This is a genomic window from Kribbella sp. NPDC051620, assembly GCF_044453825.1.
In the GTDB taxonomy this organism is placed as follows: domain Bacteria; phylum Actinomycetota; class Actinomycetes; order Propionibacteriales; family Kribbellaceae; genus Kribbella.
Genome location: NZ_JBITDB010000002.1, coordinates 705,234 through 717,918, shown reverse-complemented (window position 1 = coordinate 717,918; position 12,685 = coordinate 705,234). Strand labels below are relative to the sequence as shown.

Below are 12,685 nucleotides of genomic sequence, written 5' to 3'. Positions count from 1 at the left end.
TCGTCGGCCCGGGTGGTCGCGGGAAAACCGGTGTCGGTCCCTGGACGACCGCGCCTACGCTCATCCGGGTGAAGCCGGCCCCGATCCGCCCCGAAGCCATCCAGAACTGGCTGGGCGGCGACGCGGTCGTCGTCGGAATCGGCCGGCGAGTACCGCTCACCGGCGGCGCGACGGCTCCCGTGATCGAACGGGTCTCAGTCATCTACGAAGCAACGCCGTCCAGCCCCGACGAGCCATCGCTGTCCAGGGCTGTCAGGCGGACGCGGTTGGGTGCTGACGAGGGGGCGCGGTCAAGGGACGGCGGCGGGATGCGGGACCGGGCTGTAGTCGAGGTTGATGTTGTAGCCAAGCGAGCGACGGTGGGTGAGGTAGGTGCGCTCAGGTGCTTGGGTGTTGTCGATCCGGTGTTTCCGGAGTTGATCGACTCCGGCATCGACGAGGGCGGGCCGTGGATCGTGGTGCCGTTCGAGGTCGGTGGGGCGATCGGGTGGATGGCCGAGCCGCCGGCGGTTGTGTACGCCGCTTTGGCGCGACTGCATCTGCGGCACCTCGGTCGGGTCGACGAGTTGCCGGCGGAGATACCGAAGGTCGATGAGCAGTTCTTGCGATCGGCGTTCACCGGGTTCGCGCCGGCGGGCATCGCCAGGGCTGCAGTTCGGCGCGGACAGCATGCGGTGTTCGATCGGGCACTCGAGATGCTCGCTCGGTTTGCTGAGGACGAGCGGCTGTTGCTCGGGCTGGAGGTGCTGCCGCCGACGCTCATCCACGGCGACGTCTACGGCGACAACGTCATCGCGGCCGTACCCAAACAGCAGACAGCGGCGCCCAAGCAGCCGACAGTCGCGCCCAAGCAGTCGACGGTGGATCGCAAACGGTCGACGGCAGTTCCCGGCCGGTCGGTGGCGGATTGCAAAGGATCGGGGTCGCCGCGGTTGATTGATTGGGGGAGTGCTCGGGTCGGGCCGGGCATGCTCGATGTGGTGATGGCTGGGCGGCGGGCCGGTGTTGCGGCGTACAAGGACGCCTGGAGGAAAGAGGCCGGTACGCCGATGGGCGAGTGGCTGGCGGCGACGGGGGAGGCGTGGGCGACCGCGGTGAGCAACGCGACGTTCGTCGGTGCGGCAGCGGAACGGTCGGTGGACCTTGCCGAGTTGATGGTCGAGGAGGCTGAGGAAGCGCTCGAACGACTCGGTCAGTTGCTGTCGCGTCGCCCCTGAAGGGCAGAGCGCGGGTGGTCGGCCAGTAGGGTGTGGCTCGGAGTGGTGTTGTCGCGAGAAGGAGCTTCAGGATGGTCGACCGACGTCGGCGCTCGGTGCGTACTGCGCTGGTCGCCGAGGCCCTGCGAGTGGCGCTTGCGGGCCGGGCTCGTATCGACCCCGGGGCAGGTCTCGACATCGTCGACCTCGGCGGTGGTACCGGTGGATTCGCCGTCCCGCTGGCGGTTGAGGGGCACCGCGTCACCGTGGTCGACCCCAGCCCCGATGCGCTCGCCTCGCTCGAACGCCGCGCTGCCGATGAGGGCGTGAGCAAGCTCGTCCGTGGTGTCCAGGGCGACGCCGCCGAGCTTCCTGAGGTGGCGGGGGAGTCGACCGCCGACGCAGTGCTCTGCCACGGCGTACTGGAGGTCGTCGACGACCCGGTCCAAGCACTCCAGGCGATGGCATCCGTACTACGGGAAGGCGGCGTACTCAGCCTCCTGGTTGCCCAGCGCAACGCCGTCGTACTGGCCCGGGCGCTGGCCGGCCACCTCACCGAAGCTCGCGTCGCGCTGCAGGACGCCGACGGGCGCTGGGGGCCGACCGACCCGATGCCCCGCCGGTTCGACGAGGCGGGCATCATCGCCCAGCTCGCCGAAGCCGGCTTCATGGTGCACACCGTGCATGGCGTCCGTACCTTCGCCGACCTGGTCCCGGCAGCCTTCGTCGACTCCGAGCCGGGAGCCCCCGAAGCCCTCGCCGAACTCGAACGAGCCGCCAGCCAGCACCCCGCCTTCCGCGCCCTCGCCCCCCAACTCCACATCCTCGCCACCCGCTGATCTCAGTCCTGCAGCTGGGTCAATCGTTCGTACTAGCTGCTGGGTCGCCTGGGGAATGCCTTTCCGGGTGTCGGGTGGAGGGCGGAAGTTGATTACTTGCTGTGTGCGGACGGCAGCGACACGCCGGATGACCGAGCGCCTTCCAGCGCTGAAACCGGTGCCGGAGCAGCGGTCACGGTGCGGAGTTGCCGGACCGTGACGCGCTGGACAGGCGGTCAGGGTTTCGTGGACCGCATGGTCGGCCTAGACTGGACTCGGCCTATCGAGATCGCGCTCACCATGGAGGGATCGACGGTGCCCCTCTCGGAAGAAGAGCAGCGCCAGTTCGAGCAGCTCGAACGTGCCCTCGCTGCGGAAGACCCGAAGTTTGTTTCCGCCATGCGAGGCACCAATGTGCGCTTGTACTACAAGCGCCGGGCAGTGCTTGCCGGCGTTGGATTCGTGCTGGGCATCGTGGTACTGATGGCCGGCGCGATCATTCCCAACACCATCATCGGAGTCATCGGCTTCGTCGTGATGGTCGCCTGCCTGTACATCGCGGCGCTGAGCATGAAGCGGATCAGCAACGCGAGCGACGGCGACGACCTGCCGCCGCCTCCGCCGCAGTCCAAACGGCACCGGACCAGACACGATTCGTCCGGCAGCTTCATGGAGCGGATGGAAGACCGCTGGCGCCGCCGCCGCGACGAGGACCTCTGACCTACCGCACCTCCCGAACCACACCCGCGCGCCCGGCGCCGGGTGTGGTTCTGCATTCCCCGGTACTACGTACGCGGTGCTTGGGTGATCGCTGCCGGCTGACGGTCGGTGCATGGCCGGGTTAGCTTCCACCCGCCCACCGCTTACCGGTGGCCCAGTCGGCAGCGGGCGGGTGAAAGCAGTTGTGGTCAAGCCGGTGCGCCCTCCGGCCCGGAGGGCTGGCGGGCGTGGTGGTTGTTGTTAGTTGGCGTGGCGGTGGGGGAGTAGGGCTGAGCGGATTCGGGCCAGTAGGAGGTCGAACTCGTCCAGGAGGTCGGAGGCCTCGGAGCTGCCGCGGTTCAGGTACCAGCGCCAGGACGGCGGGAGCAGTCTGGCTCGCCAGCGGCGGAAGAAACGAGTGTCGAGCCACAGGGCTTTGCGGACTTCCTCGGCATCCGCTCGGAGGTCGGGGAAGACATCGCCCAGACCGGCATACCGCATCGCCTCGACACCCCGTGCCAGGCGGAGGGCGGCGGGCTGCGTCTCCTCCGGGACCTTGGTGACCAGCCAGTCGCCCAGCTGTCGAGGTGTTGCGATCTCCGACCAGTCCAGGCCGAGATCACGAGCGGTGTCGCGGACCTCCGCCCACAACCCCTCGATCCCGATCCTGCTCGGGTCGCGGCTGTAGCGGCGACGTCTGGTCAGCGTGCGCACCAGCCACGGCACACCGAGCAGCAGGATCACGGCCAGCGAGCTGCCGATGATCTTCGCACCGCCGTTGGTAAACCAGTTGCCACCGCTGACCGGGCTGAGACCGCTGTCGCCAGGCAGGTTGCGCTCGTTCTCCGGCCGCCCGGTCGTGGGGTTGATGGTCGACCCCGGAGTCGTCGGCGCCGTGGTCGGCGCGGTCGTCGGGTTGTTCGTGCTGATGTTGGCCGGGTTGCTCCAGCTCGGCGTGGTCGCGGCCCGGACCGACGGAGTCGGCTCGAAGCGGACCCAGCCGGAGCCCTCGAAGTACAGCTCGGGCCACGCGTGCATGTCATGCATCTTGACGACGTGCTGGTTGTCCTTGCCCGTCGTACCCGGCAGGAAGCCGATCCCGACCCGGGCCGGAATGCCGAGCGTGCGGGCCAGCAGCGCCATCCCGGTCGCGAACTGCTCGCAGTACCCGGTCTTGTCGGTGAAGAGGAACTTCTCCAGCGCGCGCATGCCACTCGCGCTGTCGGCCGCCGTGCTGTAGGTGAAGTCGCTGCCACGGAACCAGTCCTGCAGCATGGTCGCCTGAAGGTAGTGGTTGCCGTTCGCCTTGGCGGTGATCTCCTGGGCCAGCACCCTGAACTTCTGCGGGGTCCGTGCCGGGACGTCGCTGGTGGTCTGGTCGGGCTCGCCGCCGGGGATGCTGTCGTTCAGCTCCTCCGCGGTCGGCTTCAGGTCGTACCAGCTGAGGCTGAAGTCCTGGCCGCCGACGACGCTGCCGTTGGTGGACAGCACGTCCAGCGTGCTCGCGTCGAACTTCCAGTTCTTCTTCAGCGAGATCGTCCGCAACGGATACGGCACCGGCGCGAACTGGGACCGGAAGCTGCGGCTGACCTGGATCTTGAGCTTGTTCTCCGGCACCTTGCTCAGGTCGCCGCTGTAGCCGGGCGGCGGACTCAGCGGATCGTTGCCGATCTTCTGGCCCTCACCCGTGTCCGACCTGCGCCAGCTGTTGCCGTCGAAGAGGTCCAGCGCGGTCAGTCGCAGGTAGACGCCTTCGGCCGGGCCACCGGTGTAGGTCAGCGCGGTCACGTTGTCGCCGCGCTTCAGGTTCTTGCCCATGTCCAGCATGGTGTCGTTCGGGGAGACGATCGCTCCGGTACCCGTGCCGCCGACACCGGACGAGCCGTTGCCGATCACGCCTTCGGGCAGCGCGGGGATCAACGCCGGCAGCAACGCGGCCAGCGCGACGACGCTCAGCCCGATCCGTCGCCCGGCCTGGCCGAGCGCGGAGGCCTCGATCGGCTCGGCCGCGTCCAGGTGCGAGACCCCGGAGATCCGGCGCCCCCAGCGACTGAGCCTCGTCCGTCCTTCGGCGGACAGCAAGACGATGTAGCCGACAGCCGGCGGGATGAACAGCAAGGCCGGCAGTCCGCCATGCACGGTCGCGGCCGGCACCGTGTACATCGTCAGCAGCAACAGACCGGCCCAGGCAGCCTGCCTGATCTGTACTGCGACCAGGTGGATCAGCAACCCCGCGAAGGCGATCACCGTCGACGCGAACAGCAGCAGGTGCCGGTCGTACGGCAGCGGCGCGCTGTACCGGTTGATGGCGTCCATCGCGTCGACCATCTGGTCGTTGAAGGCGATCGCCGTGGCCTTCCACGGGATCAGCCCCCACTTCATCGTGTTGTGCAGGAACGACAGCGAGATCAGCTCGATCAGGACGAGCAGCTGCACGATCGGTACGACGATGCGCGGCGCCCGCCAGTTCTGCAGCCCGATCCCGACCGCCGTCACGATCGCGCAGAAGAAGGCGCTGATGAACAGGAACGGCCCGGAGAACACCGGCGTGAGCACGAGGGCGCCGAGCACCGTCGCCACCCACGCGGCGATCGAGATCCTCACGTGTCCGGTCATGCGATCCTTCCGCTTCGCAGTCCTAAGGTGGACCACACGGTCGGGAGATGGTCTCCGCGTTGCACTCTGGCGACTCGCCAGCCGTTGCGGCGCAGGTCGTTCTCGGTGGCATCAGTGGCCGCGGTGAGCCGGGCGGCCTTCTCGGTGCCCTCCGCGCCCACCGACCAGCTTGCCGCATCGAGCAAGAGCGCCACACCGGTCGCCTGGCTGGTCCGCCAGCGATTGAGCGAGGTGACGTCCTCGCTGTTCAAGGCACCGACGATCGCGACCACCAGGCTGGGCTCCTGGATGTGCCGGTCGACGGTCAGCAGCGGGCCGATCTCCGCGTACTTGTGCTCCTCCACCGTCGCGCACTCGGTCAGCAGTTGCTGGCTGGTGAGCGGCTGGTGGATCGCCGTCGAGCTGCGGTGGCTGATCGCCGACAGCGTGGTCGGCCCGCCGAGCAAGGTGGTGACGTAGCCGCGCCGGATCCGGTCGGTACCGACCGAGGCCGCGGCGCTCACCGCCCACTCGAGGCTGGACGACGGCCCGTGCCCGTGGTGGGAGATGCTGCGGGCATCCAGGAAGATCGCGCACCGGCTCTGCCAGGGCTGCTCCTCCCGGCGAACCATCATCGCTCCGCGCCGCGCCGTCGAACGCCAGTGCACCCGGCGCAGATCGTCGCCGTCGCGGTACTCGCGAACAGTGGCGTCCTCTTCACCCGCCGACGCGATCGCGCGCGGCCGGTTCTCGCCCGACCCGGCACGATCAGCTCCCAGCCGTACTTCGGGAAGCTGGTAAACCCGTGGCGTCACCAGCAGATGCTGGCTCCGGGTGAACGTCCGGCTCGTCTCGACCAACCCGAACGGATCGGCGACCGTCAGCATCAGCGGACCGACCTGGAACAGTCCACGCACGTCGGACTTCACCGGGTAGGTGACCGTGCGCTTCCAGTTCGGGCTGACCCGGTCGACGACGAATCGCGGCCGGTGCCCCAGTACATAAGGAATGCGGTCCTCGAGCAGCAACAGCCCAGCCGGCATCCGGCCCTGGTTGGACAGCGTCAGCTCCACAGTGGACTGAGTGCCCACCGGTACCTGGTCCGGAGCCAAGCTGCGCCGCACCTGCAGGCGCAGCCGGGTCCGGCCGACCACTAGTGCCGCCACGAGCGGCAGCGCGACCAGCAGGATGCCGACGCGCAGCAGATCCTTCTGGCCGAGCAGCAGCGCACAAAGAGAAGCAGTGATCCCGGCTGCGACGAACGCCCGCCCCCGGGTGGTCAGTCCGCGCAAAGCCTGCCGCATGTCTCAGTCCCGACGAGTGCGGGGCAGCGGCACCGAGGCCACGAGCCCGGAGATGATGTCAGCCGCGCCACGTCCACCGAGGTGGGCTTCGGCGGCCGGTAGTACCCGGTGTGCGAGGACCGGTACGGCGAGCTCCTGGATGTCGTCCGGCAGAACGAACTCACGCGAGTCCAGCGCGGCAGCGGCCCGGGCGGCCCGGACCAGGTGCAGCGTGGCGCGCGGGCTGGCGCCCAGGCGCAGCTCCTGCGAGCGGCGGGTCGCCCCGACCAGAGCCACGGCGTACTCCTTCACCGACTCCGATACGTGCACCGAATGCACTGTCTTGACCAGGCGGAGGATCTGCTGGCCGTCCGTCACCGGCTGCAGCGACTCCAGCGGCTCGGCAGCGGCGTGCCCGTCGAGCATCCGCAGCTCGGCGGCCGGCTCGGGGTAGCCCATCGACAGCCGGGCCATGAAGCGGTCGCGCTGTGCCTCGGGGAGGGGATAGGTGCCCTCCATCTCGATCGGGTTCTGCGTCGCGATCACCATGAACGGCGCCTCGAGCTGGTACGTCGTGGTGTCGACGGTGACCTGGCGCTCCTCCATCGACTCCAGCAGCGCGGCCTGCGTCTTCGGTGACGCGCGGTTGATCTCGTCGCCGACGACGATGTTCGCGAACACCGCGCCCGGCTTGAACTCGAACTCGCGGTTCTCCTGGTTGAAGACCGACACGCCGGTGATGTCGGACGGCAACAGGTCCGGCGTGAACTGGATCCGGCGCACGGTGCAGTCGATCGACCGGGCCAGTGCCTTGGCCAGCATCGTCTTGCCGACGCCGGGCACGTCCTCGATCAGCAGATGTCCTTCGGCGAGCAGCACGGTGACGGCTACTTCGACCACATCGGGTTTGCCTTCGATCACAGTCTCGATGGCTCGGCGGACCCGTCCCGCCACCTCTGTCAGCTCGTCGAATTCCATGGCCGAGCTGGTCGCGGTGGTGCTCACCCTGAGTCCTCCCCATTGGTTGTTGGCCGACTCATTCTGACCCGGCGTAGGGGTCGGGCCTAGATCTCCGTGCGTTTCGTTACCAGTCGTTTCGGCGTTCATCTAAATCGCCCTCACCCGTTGTTGCCGGTTCGTGACCTCCAGCGTACGGGGGAGCGAAACGGGGCGAATTTGGTTGACGGTGGGGCAAAGTGGAGTAAGGTGGAGCGCAGTGGTACTGAAATGGTGGACAACAAGCTCGACCTGAGACGGAGAGTCCGCAACGGGGAGGTGGAGCGTGTTCCTTGGAACGCACTTCCCCAAGCTCGACGACAAGGGCCGACTGTTCCTGCCGGCGAAGTTCCGCGACGAATTGGCTGAAGGCCTGGTGATCACCCGGGGACAGGAGCGGTCGCTGTCCGTGTGGCCGGAAGCTGAGTTCGTACAACTGACCGAGCAGTTGAAGCAGGCTCCGATCACCAACAAGGGTGCTCGGGACTACCTACGGATGTTGTTCGCCGGGGCCTCCAACGAGGTGCCGGACAAGCAGGGCCGGGTCACCATCCCGCCGATGCTTCGCGATTACGCAGGGCTGGATCGCGACTGTGTCGTCATCGGGGCGATGAACAGGGTGGAGATCTGGAACACGGAGAACTGGAACACGTACTCAGCGGCACAGGAGCAGGCGTTCGCCGACCTGTCCGAGGAGGTACTGCCCGGCATCTTCTGAACCAGCCCGAGGTAGCACCGGATCGTCCGGTGAGATCACGGGTCCGACTTCCGACTCGAGTGTTGGCGCCACTTCCCCGGCGCCAAGGCATCGGGTACTTCCCCGGAAGGCGTACCCGCGATCTGACCGGACGAACTGTCGCCGCTCCACTCTGCTCCACCACCGCCCCTTCGCACGATCGCAAGGCCGGCAGGTAAAGCTATGGAGGGGTCGAGATGGACGGTGCTGAGCGCGGAGCAGAGGGACGCCACGTCCCGGTCATGCTCGACCGCGTCGTCGCCCTGCTCGCTCCCGGCCTGCAGCACCCTGGTGCCGTTCTCGTCGACGCCACCCTCGGACTCGGCGGACACGCCGAAGCCTTCCTGCAGCGTTTCCCCGACATCCGGCTGATCGGCCTGGACCGCGATCCCGAGGCGCTGCGGCTGACCGGCGACCGGCTGGCCCCGTACGCCGAACGCGTCACGCTGGTGCACGCCGTGTACGACGAGCTGCCGCAGGTGCTCTTCGACCTGGGCATCCCCGCGATCGACGGCATCCTGTTCGACCTCGGCGTCTCCTCCATGCAGCTCGACGAGGCCGACCGCGGCTTCGCGTACTCGCAGGACGCGCCGCTCGACATGCGAATGGACAGCACCGCGCCGACGACGGCCGCGGACATCCTGAACACGTACAGCTCGGCCGACCTGGCCCGGATCCTGTTCCAGTACGGCGAGGAGAAGTTCTCCCGCCGGATCGCGGACCGGATCGTCAAGGCCCGCGAGACCGAGCCGTTCACGAACAGCGCCCGGCTGTCCGAGCTGGTCCGTGACGCGATCCCGCAGGCGGCCCGGCGGACCGGAGGACACCCGGCCAAGCGGACCTTCCAGGCGTTGCGGATCGAGGTCAACGGCGAGCTCGAGGTACTGCGTCGTGCCCTGCCCGCTGCCGTCGCGTCGCTGGCGCTGCACGGCCGGATCGTGGTGATGAGCTACCAGTCGCTGGAGGACCGGATCGCCAAGCAGGTACTGGCGGCAGGCGCGAAGAGCGACGTACCGGACGACCTGCCGGTGATCCCGGCGGGTCATGAGCCGTACCTCAAGTTGCTGACGCGTGGAGCGGAGAAGCCGACGGAGGAAGAGGTCGCGCAGAACCCGAGGGCCGCATCTGCCCGGGTCCGGGCGGCGGAGCGCGTACGCGAGAAGGGGCTGGTGGCCTGATGAGCACTGTGTTCAGTCCGTCGAAGGCACGGGTCACTCCCGCGCAGCCGGTGGTCAAGCAGGAGCCGAAGCTCCGGGTCGTCTACGGAGCGCCGTTCCGGCCGCCGCGGATGCCGTTCGTCATCTTCGTGGTGGCGCTGCTCGCGGCCGGTCTGGTCGGCTTGCTGCTGCTCAACACCGAGCTGCAGCGCGGGACGTTCCAGGTGACCGCCCTGAACAACCAGGCCGATCAGCTGCGCGACCAGCAAGAGCAGCTGGAGAAGCAGGTCCGCACGCTGGAGGCGCCGCAGAACCTGGCGGACCGGGCGGTGCGGATGGGGATGGTGCCGAACCCGAACCCGGTGTTCCTGCGGCTGTCCGACGGCAAGGTGCTCGGCGTGCCGGCCGAGGGCAAGGCAGGAACCGCCAAGGCGATGTTCGGCCCGGCCCTGCCGGCCACCAACACGCCGGTCGTACCGAAGCCGCCGGTCAAGCCGCCGGTGACCACCACCAAGCCGCCTGCGACCGGTACCAAGCCACCGGTCACGGCGACCGGCACCAAGCCACCAGTGACGGCCAACAAGCCACCAGTGACGACGAACAAGCCACCCGTCACGACGAACAAGCCGGCCACCAACAAGCCGGCGACGAACAAGCCCGCGACTACTGGGGCCAACACGACGACCGGGGGATGATCGGATGACGGAGCGACGGGGCAGCGAACCGCCACGCAAACGCGGCGGCGACCCCGGCCGGGAACCCCCGCGCCGAGCCACCCCACCGCGCCGTCGTCCCACTACAGACAGCACCGGCTCGAACACACCCCGCCCGAGCCGCACCGGCTCGGGTAAGCCCCGTACAGGCGGAGAGGGCGCGAAGCGCCCGGACGCCGCGGAGGCGAGCCGCCGCTCCGCGGCGGGCGGCGGGCGCCGAGCCGTCGGCGGCGAGCCGCCCTCCTCCCGCTCCGCCGCAGGCGGCCGGAGGTCGCCTGCTGGCGATGGCGAGCCGGCGAAGCGGCAGCGGGCCGCTCGGGACAGCGGCGGTACGGCTGGCCGGGCAGGGCCCGGTGGGAAGGCGGCTGGACCTCGCAAGGCCACGGGAGAGCCTCGCAAGTCTGTTAGCCGCACCGATGCCGCCGCACGCAAGCGTGCGGCGAGCGGCGATGCGCCGCGTCGCGCGAGCGATGGGCGCTTGGGCGGAGCCGGCAGCGGCCGGGCTGCCGGCGATGGGCGCCGGGTAGCGGCACCTCGCGGTGCTGCGAAGACTGCTGCTGCGCGGTCAGTGGGCGCCGGGGCGCCTCGGCGTGCAGGTGAGCCGCCGCGGAAGCGTCCAGCCAGCGGTGGACCTCGGAAGAGGCCGCCGCAGAACAGGCGGCCGCCGCGTAAGCCGCGGGTGAAGAAGCCGCCGCGGACGTTGAAGCTCGGCCGTCCCGCGCTCCGGCTGCGGATGACGTTCGGGGTGATGGCGTTCGTGCTGTCGCTGTTCGCCGGCCGGCTGATCCTGCTGCAGGGGGTCGACCCGGACTCCTACGCGCTCGCCGCGACCAAGGAGAACACCAAGCCGTTCGTGCTGCACGCGACCCGCGGCGCGATCCTCGACCGCAACGGCGTCCCGCTGTCGGTCTCCGAGGACGCCGTCGCGATCACCGCCGACCCGACCCAGACCGCGCCGGTCGCCGCCCAGCTGGCCAGCCTGCTGACCTCGAAGATCCCCGGTACGACGTACGCGAAGTTCTACGCCGACCTCACCCGCAAGAGCCGCTACGTGCTGCTCGCGCACCAGGTCAGCCCGCAGACCTGGAACCAGATCTCGGCCGAGATCAAGAACCAGAACGCCGCGATCAACGAGCAGAACAAGGGCAAACCGGCCGAGGCCAAGGCGCCGCTGCTGGTCGGCCTGTTCACCGAGTCGGACCCGATCCGCAGCCACCCGCTCGGCTCGGTCGGCGCCAGCGTGGTCGGCGTCGTCGGCGACGAGGGCAAGGGTCTGGCCGGGCTGGAGTACGGGCTGAACGACAAGCTGTCCGGCTCCGACGGCAAGGCGATGTACGAGGTCGACACCAAGGGCAACAAGATCCCGAACGCCGACCACACCGTCGAGGAGCCCAAGCCCGGCGTCAGCGCGCAGCTCACCCTGGACTCCGACCTGCAGTGGTTCGCCGAGAAGCGGATCGAGGAAGCGGTCAAGCAGTGGAAGGCCGAGTCCGGCACGGTCGTCGTGATGGACGTGAAGACCGGCGAGCTGGTCGCGATGGCCAACTACCCGGGCTACGACCCGAACAAGCCGCTCAAGGGCCAGTCGCTGAAGAACAACGCGCTGGAACAGGTCTACGAGCCGGGCAGCGTGCAGAAGGTCGTCACGATGGCCGCGCTGGCCGACGCGAACAAGATCTCGCTCGACACCAAGCTGGAGGTGCCGGGCAGCATCACCGTGCAGCGGCGCAAGATCAAGGACCACTTCGACCACGGCGTGCTGAAGCTGACCATCGCCGGCGTGATCGCCAAGTCGTCCAACGTCGGCACGATCATCGCGGCCCGCGAGATGCCGATCCCGCAGTTCGTGAAGTACCTGCACGACTTCGGCTTCGGCGAGCCGACCGGCCTGGACTTCCCCGGCGAGAGCCGGGGCGTGATGCCGCAGGGCGACGAGTGGCCCGAGCTGACCCGCTCGACGGTCGCCTTCGGCCAGGGCCTGGCCGTGAACGCCGTACAGATGACCGCCGCAGTCAACGCGGTCGCCAACGGCGGTGTCTACGTACCGCCCAAGCTGGTCAAGAACTACGTCGACTCCAACGGCAACGACATCCCCAACCCGGCCGGCCCGTCGCGCCGGGTGGTGAGCGAGACCGCCGCGAAGGAGGTCGCCACGATGATGGAGTCGGTGACCGCTGACGGCGGTACCGCGCTCCAGGCGGCCATCCCCGGCTATCGCGTCGCAGGCAAGACCGGTACGGCGCAGGAGACCGGCGAGGGCTGCGAGGGCTACTGCAAGTGGGCGACCTCTTTCGCCGGATTCGCCCCTGCAGACAACCCGCGCTTCGTTACGTACGTCGTACTGCAGAACCCGACGAACGGGCGGGGCGGTGGTTTCCAGGGAGGTCCGGTGTTCCGCGACGTGATGAGCTATGCGCTTCAGAAGTACGCCGTACCGCCCACCGGCGCGAAGCAGCCCAACGTCCCGCTGACCTGGTGACGCCGGGTCAGAT

General features: G+C 68.7%; 10 protein-coding genes. 7 read left to right on the top strand and 3 right to left on the bottom strand.

The annotated features are described in order from the left end of the window. Positions 1-68 precede the first annotated feature (68 nt). From ACIA12_RS10545 to ACIA12_RS10535, 3 genes are all read left to right on the top strand, one after another. A complete protein-coding gene (locus tag ACIA12_RS10545) occupies positions 69-1,217 on the top strand; it encodes a hypothetical protein (RefSeq protein WP_396366653.1) in 1,149 nt (382 codons plus the stop codon). Between the two features lie 71 nt (positions 1,218-1,288). Further along, complete coding sequence (locus tag ACIA12_RS10540) at positions 1,289-2,035, top strand: methyltransferase domain-containing protein (RefSeq protein WP_343968520.1); 747 nt, start codon at positions 1,289-1,291, stop codon at positions 2,033-2,035. Between the two features lie 195 nt (positions 2,036-2,230). After that, positions 2,231-2,734, top strand: a complete 504-nt coding sequence (locus tag ACIA12_RS10535) for a DUF3040 domain-containing protein (protein ID WP_396366652.1) — start codon at positions 2,231-2,233, stop codon at positions 2,732-2,734. Positions 2,735-2,974: 240 nt separating this feature from the next. On the opposite strand, the gene ACIA12_RS10530 is transcribed toward ACIA12_RS10535, so the two are convergent. From ACIA12_RS10530 to ACIA12_RS10520, 3 genes are read right to left on the bottom strand one after another with little or no spacing between them, the layout of a single operon-like run. Continuing rightward, on the bottom strand, positions 2,975-5,329 hold the full coding sequence (locus tag ACIA12_RS10530; RefSeq protein WP_396366651.1) for a transglutaminaseTgpA domain-containing protein: 2,355 nt from the start codon (positions 5,327-5,329) through the stop codon (positions 2,975-2,977). Then, on the bottom strand, positions 5,326-6,612 hold the full coding sequence (locus ACIA12_RS10525) for a DUF58 domain-containing protein (RefSeq protein WP_396366650.1): 1,287 nt from the start codon (positions 6,610-6,612) through the stop codon (positions 5,326-5,328). The genes ACIA12_RS10530 and ACIA12_RS10525 overlap by 4 nt, the downstream gene beginning before the upstream one ends. Positions 6,613-6,615: 3 nt before the next feature. After that, complete coding sequence (locus ACIA12_RS10520; RefSeq protein WP_328335230.1) at positions 6,616-7,569, bottom strand: MoxR family ATPase; 954 nt, start codon at positions 7,567-7,569, stop codon at positions 6,616-6,618. A 304-nt stretch (positions 7,570-7,873) separates the two neighbouring features. Here ACIA12_RS10520 and mraZ point away from each other — a divergent pair, with 304 nt between their 5' ends. The 4 genes from mraZ to ACIA12_RS10500 all read left to right on the top strand — a co-directional run bounded on the left by mraZ (position 7,874) and on the right by ACIA12_RS10500 (position 12,672). Beyond that, complete coding sequence (gene mraZ, locus ACIA12_RS10515) at positions 7,874-8,305, top strand: division/cell wall cluster transcriptional repressor MraZ (RefSeq protein ID WP_164602800.1); 432 nt, start codon at positions 7,874-7,876, stop codon at positions 8,303-8,305. Positions 8,306-8,520: 215 nt separating this feature from the next. Continuing rightward, positions 8,521-9,501 (top strand): 16S rRNA (cytosine(1402)-N(4))-methyltransferase RsmH, encoded by a 981-nt coding sequence (gene rsmH, locus ACIA12_RS10510; RefSeq protein ID WP_396366649.1) that lies wholly within the window; start codon positions 8,521-8,523, stop codon positions 9,499-9,501. Next, positions 9,501-10,175 (top strand): hypothetical protein, encoded by a 675-nt coding sequence (locus ACIA12_RS10505; RefSeq protein WP_396366648.1) that lies wholly within the window; start codon positions 9,501-9,503, stop codon positions 10,173-10,175. The genes rsmH and ACIA12_RS10505 overlap by 1 nt, the downstream gene beginning before the upstream one ends. A gap of 697 nt (positions 10,176-10,872) precedes the next feature. Then, positions 10,873-12,672 (top strand): peptidoglycan D,D-transpeptidase FtsI family protein, encoded by a 1,800-nt coding sequence (locus ACIA12_RS10500; protein WP_396366647.1) that lies wholly within the window; start codon positions 10,873-10,875, stop codon positions 12,670-12,672. Positions 12,673-12,685 lie beyond the last annotated feature (13 nt).